This window comes from Enterococcus sp. AAFC-DPL-5182, from assembly GCF_058216605.1.
The window spans coordinates 107,867-128,238 of the sequence record NZ_CM177101.1 but is presented as its reverse complement, the minus strand read 5'-3'; the positions used below and the strand labels follow the sequence as shown (position 1 = coordinate 128,238).

Below are 20,372 nucleotides of genomic sequence, written 5' to 3'. Positions count from 1 at the left end.
GAGCCCTGTATTATCAGCGTAAACTAATAATACAAGTTGCCTCGCCAATAATTTCTTATTGACTAACCTTATTGTACTAAAAGTAAGAACAGATTGCCATTCTTTTTTACTTGCTCAATACTGTTAGTGAATGGTTATTTAACGAACGCTTCATGGTATTAGTAGCTGACTAATATCATTTTTTTGTGTTTAAAATCAGGTAATTAGAGCGAAAAAACAAAATAAAAAGGCACTCTGTAAAAGGACGGACATCCTCGTACAGAGCCTCATATTATCAGCACAAACTAATAATATAAGTTGCCCTAGTCAATATTTGCATATCGACTCTTTCATTTTACTCAATTTTTGTAAGAAATACTAGTGTTTTTTACAAATTTGAGCGGTTTGAAGCAGTTGGTGGTTATTTGTTGCACTTTTGCACGGTATTAGTTGGTCGCTAATGCCGTATTTTTTTCGCTCTTTTTATAAATAGCAAGCACCTCTCTCCTTTTTCAATACGGTGTTTTCGTATTGGTATTCTACCAATTGGTGCTTGCGAGCGGATTTACTTGAATCGATCACTACCATACGTTGCCATTCAATCAAAAAAGGCAGCCAAGTCAATGTGCGTACAAATGGATAAAAATCAAAAACAGATAAATAAACATTTCTTTAATCTACCCGATTGAATGGCGCAACGTAACGATTGATTTCTAGTTTATCCGTAGTCTTAACGATCCGTCTGGCGGAAGATGGATTATTAAGAAAAAAATTCGTAGGCTTGCAGAACCTGCGGATTTCAAATAGCTGTTTATCCCTTCAGAAATAACCAACTATTTTTTTACTATCACAAGATAAACAGCTGTCTGTTTTATTACTCGTCTTGGCTCACCTGAATATTGTTTAACTGCTTTAGAATATCGCTATTCGGATGCCTTTTCCCATTTTCCCAATTCGAAATACTTTGTCTTGTTACATATAATATATCCGCTAATTCTTGCTGCGTTAAATGCAATTGTTCACGTTTCTTTTTCACGTCTGTACCCATTTTCTTCTCCTTGCTTGTCATACTATACACTCATTATAGAGTTTTTTTTTTTATAAAAAACAATATCAATTTTGAATCGTTACAATTCATTTTCTTGATAGTTAATATGATGAATGAAGGTCAATGGACAGGACATATATTGACGATTCCCTCTTAGAAATACAACTTCATTATGAAAGAATTCAGATTATTTGACAAAGCTTCGCTCTTTTGGTTTAATAGTTTAAACCAACGAACGATAAATGCATTTTCTAAATAAAAAACTAGGAGTTTACCTATGAATAAAATGACTGAATTAAAAGAAAGCTTCGCCGCACTTAGTCCTTTTTTAACCGCTTTAGGTGACGAAAAACGCCAAACAATCATTCTTCGACTTATGGAAGATCAAGCTTGCCAAGGATTGCAAGTTCCAGATTTAATCGAAGCATCCGGCTTATCAAGACCTGCTGTTTCTCATCACTTAAAAGTATTAAAAAATGCCAATATTGTTGATTATCGACGAGAAGGCACGAAAAATTTCTACTATTTAACCCATGAATTGGGAGAAATCAATCAATTGAAACAGCTAATAGACCAAATCATTGATTTTACGGAAAAGAGGAAATAAATTGAAGAAAGTATTGATCGTAGAAACAAATGTCACCAGATACCAAGGAACCAAAGAACCTACTGGCTTATGGTTAGGTGAATCTGCTGAGTTTGTAGATGAGTTAAACAAAGCTGGTATCGCCTATGATTTTGTCAGTCCAAAAGGCGGTTTTATTCCCTTAGACCCTAGAAGTATGAAATACACGGATGAATCTATTTTGAGTGTATATGAAGATCCTGATTTTGTTTATCGAGGATTAACGAATACCCTAAAACCAGCTGAAGTAAATGCAGATGACTATTTTGCGATGTATTATACTGGCGGACATGGTGTAATGTGGGATTTTCCAGATAATACGGAACTACAAACAATCGCTAAAGAAATTTATGCGCACAATGGCTATTTAGTTTCCGTTTGTCATGGCATCGCAGGTTTATTAAATATTAAGGACGATAATGGAAACTATCTGATCGCAAATAAAGCCATTACAGGTTTTACAACTGCAGAAGAAATAATTGCTGGAAAAAAATCTGTCGTTCCTTTCTTAAATAAAGAGATTGCTGAAAAAAATGGTGCGGCTTTTAAAAAGAAACGTTTTTATAAAGATTATGCTATAAAAGATGGACAGATCATCACTGGACAAAATCCGTTTTCTGTTCGTTCCGTCGCAAAATTATTATTGAATGAAGTAGATTTAGGAGGAAATAAACATGCAAACAATCTTGGGAAGTAATGGACAAATTGGTCAAGAACTAGCTAAAGAGCTTCATAAAAATTTTACTACAGATCTTCGCTTAGTGAGTCGTAGTCCTAAAAAGGTCAACGAAAGCGATCAACTTTTCCCGGCCAATCTGCTTAATTATGAAGAAACAAATCAAGCAATCTCTGGAAGCGAGATTGTCTATTTTACCGCTGGACTTCCAATGGATAGTAATATGTGGGAAGAACAATTCCTCATAATGATGGCAAATGTGATGAAATCTTGTATCGAAAATCAAACGAAATTAGTTTTTTTCGATAATACGTATATGTACGCCAAAAATAATGACCCTCAAACAGAAAACAGCCCCTTTCGACCAGTAGGCAGAAAAGCAGTTGTACGAGCACATATGGCGCAAATGTTACTGGATAAAATGAACGCTAAAGAAATAGACGCAGTTATTTGTCGCGCACCAGAATTTTATGGCCCTGGTAAAACACAAAGTATCACGAATACCATGATTTTTGAGAACATAAATCAAGGGAAGAAGCTTCGAGTTCCTCTCAGTGATTCAAGCTTACGAACACTGATTTGGACACCAGATGCCAGTCGGGCAATGGCTTTAATCGGAAACACTGAAGATGCTTACGGTCAGACATGGCACTTACCTTGTGATGATAGCAAAACGTATTCTGAAATAATCAATTTATCCGAACAGATTTTAAATAAAAAACTTCCATACACGGTTCTAAAAATGTGGCAATTTAACTTAGGAAGTCTGTTTAGTCCTCAACTGAAAGAATTAAAAGAGCTACTTCCACGCTATCAAGAGGATAATATCTTCGTTTCAGATAAATTTAAAAAACGGTTCCCTGAATTTAAGATCACAACGATTGAAGAAGGAATCCAGCAAATCATTTTATAACCATTACTTTTTTCTGAATTGTATAGGAAAGGCTCTAGAATCGGACGTTCCCATTCTAGAGCTTTTCCTCTTTTATCAGATGTTCATTAAGCTAAATAAGTCGTTGCCATTTCTTTATAAATATCTACCATTTCCAAATAGTTATCCACATCCACATATTCATCCACTTGATGCGGTGTTTCATTTCCTGGACCAAAAATAATCACTGGAAAAGCTTTTTTGCCTTTTGTAAATTCAGCGGCATCCGTCGTTCCAGATACACCAACCATTGGAATATCCACATTGACTTGTTTTTTCGCTACTTGTTGGGCAATTTTTGCAATATCAGAATCTTTTTCACTTTTCACTGAAATTTTATTGGCTTCAATGCTCAATGTTAAATGATACGTATCTTTTTGGTTTAGCTCATCGATCAGTTCATTCATTTTTTTGATAACAAGGTCATTATCGTAGCCTGGAATCGTTCTAATATTTCCTTGAAGACTTGCTTCACTAGGAATACTGTTGATCTGTTCCCCGCCAGAAATCATGGTTACATTATAGATAAAGTCTCCCAACACTTCGTCTGTGTGGATTTCACTACGGAATAATTGATTCGCTCTTGAATAGAAATCATTTAGATGATCGATTGCATTAACGCCTAATTGCGGCATTGAGCTATGAGCATTCTTACCTTGAGACTCCACTTTAAAATTGATCGATCCCTTATGAGCATAAACGATACCAGCATAGCCAGAAGGTTCGCCAATTACCATTGAGGTTACATCATCCACATAGCCTTCTTTGGTTAACTGTTCTGCACCTAATTCACCGACTTCTTCCCCCACTGTAGCGATCAAACGAAGACGTCCATTGAACGCTGCATTCTCTTCTTTTAATTCAATCATTGCGATTGCCATAGCCGCTAAACCACTCTTCATATCGCAAGTGCCGCGACCATACATTTTGCCGTCACGAATTTCAGGTTTGAACGGATCTGATGTCCAATCAGCTTCATTCCCTGCTGAAACAACATCCATATGTCCTGAGAAAGCTAAAACTTTTTCGCTATTCTTATTGCCGATTTCAACAATTAGATTGTCACGGTCTTTGTCATATTCTAAAAAGCTTGAGTCGATACCATGTTTTTTAAATAGTTTGCTTAAATACTCAGCGACTTCTTTTTCATTGCCATTGACTGATTTGATTGCGACGATGTCTTTTAAGATTTGAATTTTTTCTTGTTTTTCCATGTTGTTTGCCTTCTTTCATATGATTCATTCAGCTTTTGATCGTGTGTGAAAAACTGGATAAATTTGTTTACAAATTAACTATACACCTAAATAGGAAATTCGTTAAATAAAAGAGGTTCATTTTATTATGCCTATTTATGAAAAGATTCACAAAAAACTTTATTTTTTATTTGTTTAATATATAATTAATAGATAATAATAAATAAATAAAAGAAAGAAGATTGCAAATGAAAAAAATTGCTAGTTTCATAAGTTTTTTTGCTATTTTGCTGATTGTAACCTGTTTTCCCAAAACTTCATACGCAGTAGATCAACTGGTTTTTGAAGGCCCTACATTAGATACTCCTTATGCAGGTCAAACTCAAATTTCTGGGTATCTTGCAGCATTCGGTACCTTGCCTTCTGGTGAAAAGGTTCCTGTAAGTAAGTTTGATGGTGCAGCTTGGATCGTAATCAATGGGAAAACGTATAATGGAACAACTGCTGGAAATCAGATGTTTGATTATACCGTTACAAAAATTGATGACGAAAAATACGCCTTTACGTTCAACCTTCCAGACAATATCGTTTTAAAAGGGGGGGATACGATAAGTACTTTTGTGATTCCAGCAACTGTAGAAAATCCTTCAAATTACCCTCAACTATCTCACAAATTCTCTGGAGAATACATCGTCCAAAAGAAAGCTGATCCGCTACCTGGTGAAGATGTCTTGGTTACATACCTAGATGAAAATGGCACTGAAATTGCCCCTAAAAAACCAATCAGTGGTATGGTAGGCGATCTTTACGATGCTACAACAGCCGAGTACAAACTGACTATTGACGGTTACACCTTAGACGAAACAAAATTACCTACAAATGCGACTGGGACTATCAGCCAAGTAAGTCAAATCGTTACCTATACGTATAAAGAAAATCCCATCAAAGCTCATGACGTCACTGTGCGCTATGTTGATGAAAAAGGCGATCAACTAGCTGATTCAAAAACGATCAGCGGGTCGATCGGCGAACCTTATGATGCCTCAACAGATGTCTACAAACCAATCATTGATGGTTATACCTTGGATGAAACAAAACTACCTACAAATGCGACTGGGACACTAAGTGCCCTCGATCAAATCGTTACTTATACGTACAAAAAAAATCGAGTCAAAGCACAAGACCTGACTGTTCGATATCTTGATGAAAATGGTAAAGAACTCGCAGCATCACAAACCATTAGCGGCTTGATTGGTACTCCTTACGATGTCTCAACGACTACTTACAAATTGATCATTGATGGCTATACTCTGAATACAACCAAACTACCCACAAATGCTATCGGAACTCTGACTGATAAGAAGCAAACCGTTACTTACTACTATGTTGCTAATAAAAAATCAGATCAACCCACAGATATAAACCAAGAAAACTCTGGAAAACCAACGACACAAAATACAACCTCTTTAAAGAACAACAAGAGCTTTCCTAAAACAGGGGAAACTGCCACACAATCTATTTTATACCTTGGCGGATCATTGATTCTCTTAACTGGGCTTGCTTACCTAAGAAAAAATAAAACAACTAAGTCTCAATAATATGATAAAAAAATGCTGATACCTGTTGTCAGCATTTTTTTATTGAATAAAACAAAAAACCAGCTCATCATTTCTGATAGCTGGTTTCAATTCTATTCATCAAAATAATTCCCAGGAACCACATTGATTGTTTTTGTCCGTGTATCTACATCTTCCACATAAAGCAATGATGTGTAATCTTCAATCGCACGTTGCCCTTTAAATTTAGACTCTGCAAAGACAGTGATTCCAACAAGCTCAGCTTCAAATTCTTCGATCAAGCTCTTCATTCCGTTGACCGTGCCGCCGCCTTTCATAAAGTCATCCACGACCAACACTCTAGAACCGCGCTTTAAGCTACGTTTTGATAATTCCATTTTTTCGATCCGTTCAGATGATCCAGAAACGTAATTCACACTGACAGTCGAGCCTTCTGTGATCTTCGAATCACGGCGCACGATCACAAATGGAACATTCAAGTAATACGAAACAGCTTGCGCGATCGGCACACCTTTTGTTGCTACTGTCATCACCGCATCGATTTGTTCCCCTAAATATTTAGAAGCAATGATTCTCCCAACTTGGCGCAACAATTCCGGCTGTCCTAACAAATCAGAAAGATATACATATCCTCCTGGCAACAGACGATCTTGTTCTGATAAACGTTCACACAAAGCCATAACTAATTCTTTTGATTCCTCATATGGAATTTCTGGGATAAACCGAACACCGCCGGCTGCTCCTGGAATGGTTTCAAGAATTCCCGTTCCTCGTTGTTTGAATGTTTTTTTGATGATCGCTAAATCCTCACTGATCGATGATTTCGCTGATTTGTAGCGCTGTGCAAAATGGGTCAAAGAAACCAATGTATGGGGATGATCCAACAAGTACTGTGTCATATCAATCAATCGTTCGCTTCTCCGAATTTTAGAATCTGTCACTTCTTCTCCTCTTTCCTTTAAGGTTTTTTATTCATTTGAATAATGACTAGCCCTTATTTTTTATAGGTTCGTTATACATTATTTTTCAACAAATAAAATAAATGATACTTCCTCATAATCTATCGTTCCCTATTATAGGGTGTTTTCCAAAAAAAATCGAGCATTTTTTGACAAAATTGAAAAATAGTTCGCAATTTAAGAAACAAAAAAGAAGATAAGAGAAAAAACTTTCGTTTTTCCCTTACCTTCAGCTAACTTATTTATGCTTTTCTTTCACTCATTTTTTTATTTCGTTGCATCGTTACAACTACTTTACGGACGATACTCACAAGAATAAATAAAGCGATAAAAATCAAGGTAATGCTGGCACTTGGCGGTGTTTCTAAATAATAAGATCCCGTCAGTCCTGTTAGCATGCCAATCAATCCCATGATCACACTAATAATAATCACCGTGTTAAATCCTTTACCGATCCGCATCCCGATAGCAGCTGGTAAGACCATGATTGCTGATATCAATAAGGCTCCAGCAATCGGAATCATCACCGCAATCGCTACACCTGTGATCACGTTAAACAACATCGACATCCAGTGAATCGGCAAGCCATCCACATGAGCTGTATCTTCATCAAACGTCAACACATACATTGGACGTTTAAATAAAACAAACAAAATCACTAATACCACAAACAACACAGCTAAAATAATGACTTGCTGCCATGTGATCGTCACGATTGAACCAAACAGATACGACTGGATACTTGCCGCTGAATTTCCGCCACTTAGATTCATCAGAACCAGAGCTAACGCCAGTCCTCCAGACATTAAAATCGCAATCGAAATTTCCGAGTACGTACTATAGATCATTCGTAGATATTCTAAAATAATTGCTGCAATGATCACCACGACAAGTGTCATGATATCTGGATTCCAATTTAAGAAAAATCCTAATGCAACTCCGGCGAGCGATACATGAGAAAGAGTATCCGCCATCAAAGATTGTCTTCTGATCACAAGAAACACACCTAACATCGGCGCAATCACTGAAATAAAAGTTGCCGCTAAAAAGGCTTTTCTCATGAACTCATATGAAAGCATCTCCACTGTGAATCCTCCTTCCGAACTAAACGAATTTGTCGATCGGCATACGCTTTGATATCTTCATGATCGTGGGTGATCATCAAAATCGCTTTGCCATGATCATGTGCATTATGCCGTAAAAGGCGATAAAATTCATTTCTAGACGTTTCATCCATCCCTGTTGTTGGCTCATCTAAAATAAATAAATCTGGGTCTGTCGCAAAAATACGAGCCAAACTGATACGTTGTTTCTGTCCACCAGACAGTTCACCGATCCGCTTATGACGCATCTCCCACATACCAACTGCTTTCAACGCTTTTTCTACGTGTTGATGATCTCGTTTCGTTAAAGGTTTAAACCAGCGATTACGCGGAAAACGCCCTGAGCGCACTAGCTCGATCACCGTACTTGGAAACCCTGCGTTAAATGATGCCACTTGCTGAGGAATATAGCCGATACTCAGCTTTTCACCTGTGGTATTTTCTTTTGCGATCGTGATTTCCCCTTTAGTTGGTTTTAATAACCCTAAAGTACTTTTGATCAACGTGGACTTCGCTGCACCATTTTCTCCTGTTAGAATCACAAATTCGCCAGGATCAACATAATATGAAACATCTTCTAAGACTGGCTCATCATCATAATAAAATGTGAGGTCTTTGACTTCTAGATAATGCATGACTCTACTCCTTCTTCTGCCTTATAAACTGCCTAAAATCGGGAGAAAAAACTAAATGTCTTTTATCCCGACTCGCTTTACCTAATACTTTTCTTCAATGCGTCAAGATTGGCTTTCATCACCGAAATATAATCTTCACCTTTATCTTGTTCTTTTTGGGTAATACTTTCTAGCGGATTAAGGACCGCTAATTCCACACCTGTTTCACTTGCTAATGTTTCAGCAACTTTTGATGAAGCCGATGTTTCAAAATAAATAACTGAGACATTATGTTCTTTAATATATTTTTTCAACTCTGCTAAACGACTCGGTGACGGTTCTTGATCTGGTGAAATTCCTGCAATCGACTCTTGCGTCAAACCGTATTGTTTCGCTAAATAGCCAAACGCTGCATGCTGTGTCACAAACGTTTTGTTTTTAGCATTCGTAAAGGCTTCTTTATATTCTGTATCTAAATCCTTCAACTTCTCAAGGTAAGCTGTAGCATTTTTCTCAAATATTTCTTTTTTGTCTGGGTATTTTTTGACTAATGCATCGCGAATAGCTTCAACTTCTTTTTGAGCTAAAACGGGGTCTAACCAAACATGTGGATCTAATTCGTGATCGTGATCATCATGGTCTGCTTCTTCCTCGTCATCGTCATGTTCATGAGCTGCACCTGCCATTAAATCGATCGAACCTGCTGCTTCCACTACAGTCACTTTTTTCTCATCAACGTTTTCCAGAACATCTTTGACCCACGTCTCTAACTCATGACTGTTGTACACAAATACATCTGCATCTGTGATTTTGGCGATATCTTTGGCACTTGGTTCATAGTCATGTGGTTCTGTTCCAGCTGGGATCAACAATTGAACATCTCCAGCATCACCGACAACATTTTTAGCAAAATCGTACATTGGGTAAAAAGTTGTCACGACTTTTATTGTATCACTTTTTCCAGATTTATCTTGCTCTTTTGTTTGTCCACAGGCCGTTAGTGTAAAAATCACTGCTGTTAAAAGGAGTCCTACAATATATTTCCAACTATTTTTTCTCATATCATTTATCCCCATTTCGATTTATCTTATTCAAATCGTAATATTTACGATTTAATAGCAAGAACTAATTTACCAGAAGGAAAAGAGAACGTCAAGGGAAAACAGAAAAAATCTTTAGTGTTTCTTATTTTATAGAAAAATGAAGAGATGCCATTTTGGTCATCTCTTCATTTACAACTTATTTTAATGTCCTTACAATATACACTTCATCACAAAATCCTTTTAAGCCATTATAAATCCGCTGCGCTCGTGTCTGCTTCTCACATAATGCAAAGACTGTTGGACCACTGCCGCTCATTAGTGCTGCGTCTGCTCCGTATTTCATCATACGATCTTTGATTTGTTGGATCACTGGATGACGCTTGATCGTCACCCCTTCTAAAGCATTGCCGATTTTTTCTGCCATCAATCGATAGTCATCCGTTTCGATTGCTTGCTTCAACCCATGAATATCAGGATGATGAATACTGTTGAAAGATAAACTACCAAAAATCGAACTCGTTGAAACACTCATTCTAGGTTTTACTAAAACGACCCAGCACTGCGGCATTGATGGTAAAAACTCGATTTTTTCCCCGCGTCCTGTGACAAATGCCGTTCCTCCATGAATACAGTAAGGAACATCTGACCCAATTTTACTACCCAATTCTGCAAGTTCTTCTAGCGACAGCCTTAAGTTCCATAAACGATTCAGGCCTCTTAAAGCTGCTGCACAATCACTACTGCCGCCAGCTAATCCTGCTGCAACTGGTATTCTTTTTTCTATATAAATTCTAACTCCTTGCGTAAGACCAAACGTATTTTTCAGTAATTCTGCTGCTTGGTATACGTGATTCCTTCTATCTACTGGTAAAAAGGAGCTATCTGTTTCAATCACTATTTCATTTTCCGGCAACAACTCAAAGGTCAGTCTATCTGCTAAATCTACACTAGCCATGATCATCTCTAATTCATGATAACCATCTTGTCTTTTATAGAGAGCATCCAACCCCAAATTGATTTTTGCGGGCGCTTTTTCTATGATTTCCATTCTTTTCACCTATCTAATCCCATTACCTGACCAACTTCACAATCTTTTAAATTCTAACATATGTCGTTGGAGAAGTATAGATTATATGAAAAATCGTGCTATTTTATATATAATTTAGGAACCCCAAAATAAAATTACTGAAAAAAGATGCAACAGAATTGTATAAATAATAGAATATCGTCAGTCGGGAAAAATTGAAGATATTCTATTTTATTTTTCTTGGAGGTTACATCCCAATCCTGTAATTTTTATTAACTCTTTTTCAGGATAAATACAAATGGGCAGTTTCCACTAAGTTCTCTCAAGTTAAATCTAACATACATGTAGCTATCCTTTTCATAATAAATTGGAAGTCCCTTGTTGGTAACGCTAGCGCTCCCTGTTCCTCCATTTTCAATATTAACTAAATTGGTGTTTCCTGCACTTTTTTCCAATGAATGCTCTTGGAAAAAATCTGCACTGATTCTGCCTTTTCCTTCATAATCTGGTACGCCTCTAAATCCCCATGAACCTCCTACATCATAATACCCTGTTTCTGGCACTTTTAATTTCAACCAACCTGATTCCTGGAATTGTTTAGATTCAACCAGATTATGATATGTTAGTTCTTCAAACGTATATTCTACTGCTTCGCCTGCTGTTTTTCCTAACGGCGAATTTGTTCGTTCTCTAACCTCATCTGTAAACTCTTTTGTGGCACCAGATACTTGTTCTACCAACGTTAAGTTGAATGCTCCATATGTTTTAAACTCCATATAATAGCTATCCTTTTCTTTTGTTAACGTTACAACGTTTGGTGTCGACGTCTCTAATTTATATTGTGGGGCAAGTGTCGGCACAACTTTATTTGTAATGTTTAATTTGTATTTTTTATTGAGCTTATAATAGGTTGTAACATTGGGAATAGCGCCTACTTCACTACTTAACAATAAGTTTTCATCCACGGTTACTATTGGTTCGCCTTCTTTGTTAGATTTTTTCAAGACAAATATAAATGGACAGTTTCCACTAAGCTCTCTCAAGTTAAATCTGACATACATGTAGCTATCCTTTTCGTAATAAATTGGAAGTCCCTTGTTGGTAACGCTAGCGCTCCCTGTTCCTCCATTTTCAATATTAACTAAATTGGTGTTTCCTGCACTTTTTTCCAATGAATGCTCTTGGAAAAAATCTGCACTGATTCTGCCTTTTCCTTCATAATCTGGTACGCCTCTAAATCCCCATGAGCCTCCTACATCATAATACCCTGTTTCCGGCACTTTCAATTTCAACCAACCTGATTCTTGGAATTGTTTAGATTCCACTAGATTATGATATGTTAGTTCTTCAAACGTGTATTCTACCGCTTCGCCTGCTGTTTTTCCTAACGGTGAATTTGTTCGTTCTCTAACCTCATCTGTAAACTCTTTTGTGGCACCAGATACTTGTTCTACCAACGTTAACTTGAATGCACCATATGTTTTAAACTCCATATAATAGCTATCATTTTCTTTTGTTAACGTTACAACATTTGGTGTTGACGTCTCTAGTTTATATTGTGGGGCAAGTGTCGGTACTACTTTGTTTGTAATGTTCAATTTGTATTTTTTATTGAGCTTATAATAAGTAGAAACATTGGGAATGGCGCCTACTTCACTACTTAACGATAAGTTTTCGTCAACGGTTACTATTGGTTCGCCTTCTTTGTTAGATTTTTTCAAGACAAATATATATGGACAGCTTCCACTAATTTCCCTTAAATTCAACTTCACATACATATAACTGTCTTTCTCGTAATAAAGTGGAAGTCCACTATCTCTACCACTGCCACTGCCTATTCGACCATTCTCAATATTAGCTGTTAGTGTTTTCCCTGCACTCTTATTTAATGTATGCTCCTGGAAAAACTCTGCACCTACTGTGCCTTTTCCTTCATAATCTGGTACGGCTCTAAATCCCCATGAGCCTCCTACATCATAATACCCAGTTTCCGGTACTTTCAATTTTAACCAACCTGATTCCTGGAATTGTTTAGATTCAACTAGATTGTGATATGTTAGCTCTTCAAACGTGAATTCTACCGCTTCTCCTGCTGTTTTTCCTAATTTTGACTTAACAGTAACTTGTATTTCCGTTTTCACATTGAATTTCTCATTAATTGCACTAATTGTGACTGTACCGCTAGATTTTCCTACAAGCTTTCCTTCTTGGTTGATAGAAACAATCGAATCATCTGTGCTAGTCCATTTTATTTCTTTATCTGATGCATTTTCTGGTACTATCTTGGCCATTAGTTGTTTAGTGTCACCAACACTTATTTCCATATTTTGTGAATCTATAGAAATACTCTCAACAGGAACTATGGGCTCATTAAATGAAACAGTCATATTTCTATTTGAGTTACTTTCAATTGTGAGATCAAATTCACCAAACCCATCCGCTATTTTTGAAGATGGATTGGTATCTTTTGAAAGTTTGGTTGCTTGCTCCTTATTATGTGTATTGATCCCTACATAATAAAATGGATCGGCGTTCCACACACCGCCACTCTCATAATAAGAATAACCTCTTGCGCTTTCATCTGCTTCTAACACTGTGACAAGTTGCTTCCCAGCGGTTTGATTTTGTGTATAATTTTTGTTGATTCTATAAATAGCTATTCCTCCTGAACGAATCGCATTCCCACGTTTCATTCCTTCGTCATAACCAGAAAGTTGTCTATTTTCAATCAAGAAATATTCTTTTTCGTCTGCTGAGTTTACTTTTAAGATTGTTGGTGTTCCCTCGTCTATTGACTGAACGAGTTTTCCTGATTGCGAAGTGGTTATTGTTTCAACAGCCATTCCTAATAATGATTTAGAATACGCATCTAAGCCAACTGGTGTTGTCCCACCCTCTTCACCTGGGCGGGCCCCCCAACTTCCAGAAGCCATTACACTAGTATAGCTTAAACCAGAACCTTTCTTTTCCATTACTCCATTTTCATCTCTAAATCCAACATTATATAGATCAGGCAATCCTATATCATGGCCAAATTCATGCGCTATGATTCCCAAAGTGGCTTGTCTCGCCGCATGTTTCTCGCCAAATTGAGTATAGTAATCTAAAACAGTATCATCTAATTTTACTCGAAGAGAATTTAATGCCCAACGGTGTCCCCAGACTGCCGGTTCTGTGACATTTCCATAAGACTGTTCTTGTCCTGCGACAATGACCATAAAATGAAGCTCATCTGTTTCTATTCGACCGTTTCCATTTGTATCATATTGTTTGTAATCAATATACTGATCTGCTTTTTCCAAAGCACTTCTTGTGATTTTTTGATTTTCAGTAATCAACTGTTGTCCTGTATTCGGGTGGTTCCCATCAAGGGTCAATCGAATGATTCCATCATTGGGACTGCCATTCGTTTCTCTTGCTGGCTCTATTCCAATGCCATTATTGGTGCTCGTTGAATAATAGTTTTTCAACGATGGGGCTGCTTCCCCAAAAACAAGTTTACTCCAGTCCTCATCAGAATATTTTAGTTTAACATCTTCAAATTCAACCAATAATACTAATAAATTATGGTCTTTCTTTTTACCACTTTTAACCTTTATTTCAGGTTCTTTTTGCTCTATTTCAAATTCTTGTACGTTTCTTTTTGATTGTAGTAACGTTTGCTCGTCTGCAGCATCACTTGGCTGGGTATCGATTCCAACTTTTGATTTAGACAGAGTTGTCGGGATCTGGGCATTTCTAGTATTGCTTTTTTGTAGATAATACCAAAACCCATCTTCTCCTTGTCCTAGACCAATCCCTCCTTCTGTCACAACATAATTAAAGTGCTCATCCCCTTTGGTTTGCGCTTTAAATGTTTCTCCAGATGGTTGTTTAAATGAGAATACTTCTGGATTTGCTGGAGAAGCATCCACCATTTGAGTCCCCATTATCATAGAACAAAATACCAAACAACTAAACAATTTCTTTTTCAAAATATAACCTCCTTTATGATATAAATTAATTATATCATAATTATATACCGTTAATACTAAACATTTATGATATTGATTATACAAAAGATATATATTTATTATATTCATATGTAATTATATGAATGGCCTTAAGAAAATAGAAAGAATATGCACCATCTTTCTAAGCCAAAACCAACAGTTTTTGGGAATCATACATTTTAAAGAAACTGACACACTTTTTTATGTCAGCTCTATTATTGATAAAATTATGATTGTACTGTTTGATAGCCTAATATCCTGATTCTTCTTGCTTGATTTTATTCGATCAATACTTTTAAGTTTTGATAGTCCCTCCTGAAGAAAAAATGAGTAAATTTTTTACTCATTAAGAATACAGTTCAATAATTTCTAACCGATTAATAAATTGTCTCAATAAAATTTTCACATTTTCAATCGATTGATAATGATCAAGTGATTCTGGATAAGAACCTAAAATTTTTAACGATTGCCAATAGTCAACCTCAATATCTAATAATTTAACTGCCGCGTTATTAGTTACCAGTTGCTGAAGCTTTTTTAGATCCTCTTGAAATTCTTTTATAAAACCTGTTTCTCCTGTAATCATCATCATGTTACCCAAATCTTGATAGCTGTCACCTGCACGTTCATCTTTTTCTAGATCCATCCACTTACCTTTTATTAAGCTAAGCTGTTCGTTAGCTTGGTTTGGGTATTTCTTTGCTTCTAACTGGATTCTTTCTTGGATATCATCTGGAACATCTTCATAATAGTATTCAATTGTACCATCATAATTTATTTGAGCGATTTCAAATAACTCAATTCCATTTTTTTCAAATACAATGAAAGCTTGACGAGAAACATTTCTTTCAAATTTTAACTCATGCACTGATTCCTTGATGGCCAACCAATTACTCTTACTGATTATTACTACACTATCCTCTTTGTTCGTCACTTCTACTGGCTTCTGGAGGAAAGAAACTTCCTTAATTATATTGTAGAGGTCTTTCCTTGCTTCAGTTGTAGTTATCTTTTTCATTATATCCCTCCTATATTTAATACAAGGGTAACACACGTACGTGCGTACGTAAACCGTTAATCTCAAATTACCAAACCTATTTTATACCTCACCTAAAAACGAATGTTTTTGGTAATCGCATAATTTTGAAAATCTGACTCAACGTGCTTATGTAAGATTTATTCTTAGTTATAAGTATATTCTGTCTATTGTGTAAAAAGATTAACCACTCATTCTTTGATTTAGTAAATAAAAAAGAAGTACCAACAGCGTTGATACTTCCTTAACTAGTTTAATTATCTTTGTGGCCAGGAATGAAACCTCATCGCTGAGTAACCACATCTACTGCGTTCTCCGCATGACCAAAAATGGTATGCTGCGCCACCTCTTGTCCATATGCCATCATATTTATCACGGTAAGGTCCGTAATAACTATGATAGTGATTACTTACAACTGTTGTTGCAGCTCTAGCAAGTAGTCCGTTTTGCGTATTCATTGCAGCTATCATTTCATCCGTAAGTACTGCTTCAGTTTCCCCATCTGCAGGTAAATATTCATATACCTTACCATCAATGTTAGTAGGTGTATTAGATTTAACTACAATCCCTTCAGCTTCATGCGCTTCAGCAGTTCCACCAAACATTGTTACAACCGCTAAAACACCAATCAAACTCAATAAAAATTTTTTCATTTCAATTCCTCCTTTTTTTAATACACTTAAATTGTAAGCGTTGTCAGAATATTAGCCAACCCTTTTTGTAATTTTTTTTTTCTAAAAAGATATAATAAAGACCCTTTATATGTTTAAAAAGGGTCTGGTAAAAGTATAGTTATTTTTCTGGTGAATTTTCTGCTTCATAGGATTCCATCGCAGCTATCATTTCTTTAGTTAATCTAGCTTCCTTAACACCTCTTGAAACTGCATCAGAGCTCGGAATATACTCATATACTTTTCCGTCTACTTGAACAGGCTCATTTGCCTTTACCATAATTCCTTCATCTGGTATGTCTGTGGTAAAAGCCACCATACTAAATACTAACAAACTAAGCGAACTTAGTGAAACTAACACCAATTTTTTCATTTTTAGTAATCCCCTCTCTAAATCAACTTATTGTAATATATTATACTCTTTTAGCGGAATAAAATCAATGGTTTTACTTCCCATTTATAGTTCATTCATGCGATCGTATACCACAAAAATTATCCTTTCCAAAACCGTCATTTTAGGTAACATTTTTGAACAAAAATGAGCTTCCTATTTATCCTGAGTATAAAAAAACATTTGTTATTCAACCATATTTTGATAAGTAAGGACGATTTTGGCTTATTATACAGAAAAATAATGACATTTTTGAATGAATAATCATAAAAATTCGCGCTATACTCTTTTTATTCTCATGACGGTGAGAATAAATATAAACTACTTTATTATAGGAGGAATAAGTATGAAAAAAAATGTATTAGGTGTTACTTTAGCTGCGTCGATTATTCTAGGCGGATTAGGAATGTTCACTTCTCAAGATGCTTCTGCCCATGGTTATATCTCAAGTCCGCCATCCAGAGCTTATTATGGAGCACTTGAAAAAAATACGATTGGCTATCAAGCCGCACAGCAAAAATATGGAGCGGTCATAAACGAACCGCAAAGTTTGGAAACTGGAAAAGGTTTTTCAAAAGATTTCGGGATCAATTTATTCTCATGGGAAACTGGCGCCTCAGGAAACGGACCTGCTGATGGAAAAATTGTTTCTGCCAATGATGCACTAGGTAGTCAGCTTAGTGTTCAAAAAGATAATTATTGGAAGATGAATGACATAAATTCTGGTAAATTGAACATTACTTGGAATTATACGGCGACTCACGCAACAAGCCGCTGGACTTATTACATCACAAAAAATGGCTGGAATCCAAATAGCCCCATTAAACGTAGCGATCTCCAGTTAATCTCAAATGTGCCATTTACAGGAGCACAAGCAAATACTAACTTAACACACACTATAGATATTCCAGCAGATCACACAGGCTATCATGTTATTTTGGGTGTTTGGGATGTCAGTAACACAGGTGCTGCGTTCTATCAAGCAGTCGATGTAAATATCAAAAACGGGGCTGAAACAACACCTCCAAAACCAGAAAAAGCACCCACAGCACCAACAAATGTGAAAGCAACCGACGTAACAACTACGGCTGCAACATTAACGTGGACAAAAGTAGATAGCGCACAAGAATATAACATTTATAGAAACAATAATAAAATAGCTACTACCTCAGCAAATAAGATTACTGACGAACAGTTACAAGAAAATACAAACTACAGTTATCAAATTGAAGCAGTAGGGACAAATGGTCTTTTATCTGAAAAATCTACTCCAGTAAACGTATTAACGAAATCGTCTGAACAAAAAGACACTCAGAATCCCACAGTACCTACAGGTATTCACTCAATGGAAACAACAACTTCATCTGTAGATTTAATGTGGACAAAATCTGATCACTTTTTAGGGGTCAAAAATTATGAAGTGTTCCGTGATGGTAAAAAAATCGTAACTACTGGAAATACGCACTTCAAAGACACAGGACTAAAAGCTGATACAACTTACACTTATACAATTAAAGCTTATAGCTTAGGTGGAAATGTTTCACCACTTAGTCAAGCTTTCACTGTTACAACTAAAAAAGAAGAAGTTATCTCTGGAAAAACAACTTGGGATAAAACAAAAGTCTACAATTCGGGGGATGTCGTTTTCTACAACGGATTGAAATATCAAGCAAAATGGTGGACTCAAAATGAAAAACCTGAAGAATCAGACGCTTGGAAATCACTTTCTCCAACGGCTGTGGAATGGAATTCTAAAAAAGCTTACACTGCAGGTGAACGTGTAACTTTCCAAGGTAAAACATACAAAGCAAAATGGTGGACCAAAGGAGCTCAGCCATCCACTTCAAATGTTTGGGAATTAGTGTGAAGAATCCACTCAATATAATATAAATAAAAAAGTAGAGCTAAAGCGTTTTCGCTTTGGCTCTACTTTTAAAATCAATAATTTTTTAGACTGCTTCACTGACAAATTCAATCTCTACTGTGCGTGTTAGCACATCCGAATAACTATAAGAAACTCGTTCAAATGAGTTTTCATCTGGATCTAAATCTACAACGAAGACAGATGGATACGTTTCTGTCAAAATACCGTTACGTTCAGTTTGACGCTTTCTGCCGGTCTGAGCAACTAATGTGATTTTGCTGCCGATACGACATTCTAGATCTTTTTTAATGGAAGCTAAAGTTGTTGGCATTGCATTCACCTCAAATCCCATTTTACCACATATTAATAAAAATAACAAGTTTACCATAGCAGAAAATGAAATGCAACTAATTATATTTTATAAATGGATAATTATTTAATGTGAAAAATGAAAAATTTCTCATTTAATCATAAATAATAGCTCTAAGTTTCTTTTTGGCTCGGTCATAGGCACTTCGAACAGTAATTTCTCGGCTATCTGTATCTCTGGCAATCTCTTCCAATTCTTTGCCATTCATGTATTCCTCAAATGTAGTTCGTTCAAAAGGCGACAAAATGGTCGGCAGTTGCTCTAATTTCTCCCTAATGATCATCTGCTCTAACGCATCTGTATCTTCCACACTTATGTAGTCGAAAAATGCCTCTCCCTGTTTTTCTATTTTTTGATCTAAAGAGATGGACTGCGTATCGATCGTCCGTTTAAGCGCACATTGTTTTCTGACCAAACTGCGAATATGATTTTCAAAATTTGACCTAAAAAATTTTCCGATAGAGACATTATGCACTTCTTCATATTTTTCTAATGAGCGATGAAAAATGATCCGACCTTCCTGCAACCAATCTTCTCGATCAAAATCCTTCAGGTAATACTTTTTTTGAAACTTATACACGACAGGATGATATTTCCGATACAAACGGTCAAATACTACTGGGTCTCCCTTTAAAACATCTTCATACTTATTCATCAACAACATTCTCCTTCCAAGCATTCTACCAAAATGCTTGAAAAAATCGTACCACTTTTTTTTGAATAACTAGAAGTAAATATGCAATTAATCTTTCTTTTTGGACAATTCGTCCAATTTATCGGACAATTTTGATAATTGCTCTATATTCCATGGAGAATTTCGTCGAAAATCTTGAAAATGAATATCTGTTGCATGAATTGCAATCGTTCGCTCCGTTTTCTGAACATTTTTATACAACTCATTCGCTGATGCTCGTAACGCTCCTTTTGAAAAAACTAGCCATTGTTCCGCCAGATCACTCGTTGCTACTGTGACTTGAGTCAATCGATCATTTTTCTCTCCTGCAATCCGCTCAATATAACTATCTGCAGTCTCTTCTTCTTTCGTGAAAACGACTGTTAAGCGATATTTCTTATACGTTTGCTGAATGCCTGGAACCAATTGCGCATCAAATACAACAATGACTTCTAAATCTTCATATTTGGCATAATTAGATAAACGTTGCAATAAAACTTCTCTAGCATCTTCAAGTTTATTTTGATTCTTCAACTGAACCAATTCAGGCCAAGATCCGATCATATTATAACCATCAACGATCAACAACTGTTTTTTCAC

19 protein-coding genes are annotated in these 20,372 nt (G+C 36.2%); 5 read left to right on the top strand and 14 right to left on the bottom strand.

The genetic code is table 11. The features are described 5' to 3' along the window. Positions 1–853: 853 nt before the first annotated feature. Entirely contained in the window at positions 854–1,048 is a 195-nt protein-coding gene (locus tag AC4BB7_RS00600; protein WP_490484037.1) for a helix-turn-helix domain-containing protein, read from the bottom strand. A gap of 256 nt (positions 1,049–1,304) precedes the next feature. On the opposite strand from AC4BB7_RS00600, the gene AC4BB7_RS00595 reads away from it, so the two are divergent. Genes AC4BB7_RS00595 through AC4BB7_RS00585 form a run of 3 tightly spaced genes read left to right on the top strand, consistent with a single transcriptional unit; the run spans position 1,305 to position 3,241 of the window. Continuing rightward, a complete protein-coding gene (locus AC4BB7_RS00595; RefSeq protein ID WP_207694455.1) occupies positions 1,305–1,634 on the top strand; it encodes an ArsR/SmtB family transcription factor in 330 nt (109 codons plus the stop codon). A gap of 1 nt (position 1,635) precedes the next feature. Continuing rightward, entirely contained in the window at positions 1,636–2,349 is a 714-nt protein-coding gene (locus AC4BB7_RS00590) for a type 1 glutamine amidotransferase domain-containing protein (protein ID WP_490484036.1), read from the top strand. Next, positions 2,327–3,241, top strand: a complete 915-nt coding sequence (locus AC4BB7_RS00585; RefSeq protein ID WP_490484035.1) for an NAD-dependent epimerase/dehydratase family protein — start codon at positions 2,327–2,329, stop codon at positions 3,239–3,241. Before AC4BB7_RS00590 ends, AC4BB7_RS00585 begins: the two co-directional genes overlap by 23 nt. 86 nt (positions 3,242–3,327) lie before the next feature. Here the strand turns inward: AC4BB7_RS00585 and AC4BB7_RS00580 are convergent, their stop codons facing one another. Then, entirely contained in the window at positions 3,328–4,473 is a 1,146-nt protein-coding gene (locus tag AC4BB7_RS00580; RefSeq protein ID WP_010770372.1) for an ArgE/DapE family deacylase, read from the bottom strand. A gap of 227 nt (positions 4,474–4,700) precedes the next feature. On the opposite strand from AC4BB7_RS00580, the gene AC4BB7_RS00575 reads away from it, so the two are divergent. Further along, positions 4,701–6,050, top strand: a complete 1,350-nt coding sequence (locus AC4BB7_RS00575; RefSeq protein ID WP_490484034.1) for a MucBP domain-containing protein — start codon at positions 4,701–4,703, stop codon at positions 6,048–6,050. Positions 6,051–6,142: 92 nt separating this feature from the next. On the opposite strand, the gene purR is transcribed toward AC4BB7_RS00575, so the two are convergent. The 9 genes from purR to AC4BB7_RS00530 form a co-directional block, all read right to left on the bottom strand. Further along, complete coding sequence (gene purR, locus AC4BB7_RS00570; protein WP_010770370.1) at positions 6,143–6,970, bottom strand: pur operon repressor; 828 nt, start codon at positions 6,968–6,970, stop codon at positions 6,143–6,145. Positions 6,971–7,230: 260 nt separating this feature from the next. Continuing rightward, the gene (locus AC4BB7_RS00565) at positions 7,231–8,073 is read right to left on the bottom strand and encodes a metal ABC transporter permease (protein WP_010770369.1); all 843 of its coding nucleotides are present in this window, start codon (positions 8,071–8,073) and stop codon (positions 7,231–7,233) included. After that, entirely contained in the window at positions 8,046–8,726 is a 681-nt protein-coding gene (locus tag AC4BB7_RS00560; protein ID WP_010770368.1) for a metal ABC transporter ATP-binding protein, read from the bottom strand. The genes AC4BB7_RS00565 and AC4BB7_RS00560 overlap by 28 nt, the downstream gene beginning before the upstream one ends. A 77-nt stretch (positions 8,727–8,803) precedes the next feature. Further along, complete coding sequence (locus AC4BB7_RS00555; RefSeq protein ID WP_490484033.1) at positions 8,804–9,766, bottom strand: metal ABC transporter substrate-binding protein; 963 nt, start codon at positions 9,764–9,766, stop codon at positions 8,804–8,806. A 178-nt stretch (positions 9,767–9,944) separates the two neighbouring features. Continuing rightward, positions 9,945–10,796 (bottom strand): 4-(cytidine 5'-diphospho)-2-C-methyl-D-erythritol kinase, encoded by an 852-nt coding sequence (ispE, locus tag AC4BB7_RS00550; RefSeq protein ID WP_490484032.1) that lies wholly within the window; start codon positions 10,794–10,796, stop codon positions 9,945–9,947. Positions 10,797–11,047: 251 nt separating this feature from the next. Then, the gene (locus tag AC4BB7_RS00545; RefSeq protein WP_490484031.1) at positions 11,048–14,749 is read right to left on the bottom strand and encodes a M6 family metalloprotease domain-containing protein; all 3,702 of its coding nucleotides are present in this window, start codon (positions 14,747–14,749) and stop codon (positions 11,048–11,050) included. Positions 14,750–15,113: 364 nt separating this feature from the next. Continuing rightward, positions 15,114–15,785, bottom strand: a complete 672-nt coding sequence (locus AC4BB7_RS00540; protein ID WP_490484030.1) for a type II toxin-antitoxin system Phd/YefM family antitoxin — start codon at positions 15,783–15,785, stop codon at positions 15,114–15,116. Positions 15,786–16,060: 275 nt separating this feature from the next. After that, entirely contained in the window at positions 16,061–16,441 is a 381-nt protein-coding gene (locus AC4BB7_RS00535; protein ID WP_490484029.1) for a hypothetical protein, read from the bottom strand. Positions 16,442–16,595: 154 nt separating this feature from the next. Then, positions 16,596–16,847 (bottom strand): hypothetical protein, encoded by a 252-nt coding sequence (locus tag AC4BB7_RS00530; protein WP_490484028.1) that lies wholly within the window; start codon positions 16,845–16,847, stop codon positions 16,596–16,598. 364 nt (positions 16,848–17,211) lie between these two features. Between AC4BB7_RS00530 and AC4BB7_RS00525 the strand changes: the two genes are divergently transcribed. After that, positions 17,212–18,732 (top strand): lytic polysaccharide monooxygenase, encoded by a 1,521-nt coding sequence (locus AC4BB7_RS00525; RefSeq protein ID WP_490484027.1) that lies wholly within the window; start codon positions 17,212–17,214, stop codon positions 18,730–18,732. Positions 18,733–18,814: 82 nt separating this feature from the next. Here AC4BB7_RS00525 and AC4BB7_RS00520 read toward each other — a convergent pair whose 3' ends face one another. The 3 genes from AC4BB7_RS00520 to AC4BB7_RS00510 form a co-directional block, all read right to left on the bottom strand. Further along, on the bottom strand, positions 18,815–19,060 hold the full coding sequence (locus AC4BB7_RS00520) for a Veg family protein (protein ID WP_010761984.1): 246 nt from the start codon (positions 19,058–19,060) through the stop codon (positions 18,815–18,817). 133 nt (positions 19,061–19,193) lie between these two features. Next, positions 19,194–19,754 carry a sigma-70 family RNA polymerase sigma factor gene (locus AC4BB7_RS00515; RefSeq protein ID WP_086314924.1) on the bottom strand — a complete coding sequence of 187 codons (561 nt, stop codon included), beginning with the start codon at positions 19,752–19,754 and terminating at the stop codon, positions 19,194–19,196. Positions 19,755–19,841: 87 nt separating this feature from the next. Then, positions 19,842–20,372 (bottom strand): NYN domain-containing protein, encoded by a 531-nt coding sequence (locus tag AC4BB7_RS00510; protein WP_490484026.1) that lies wholly within the window; start codon positions 20,370–20,372, stop codon positions 19,842–19,844.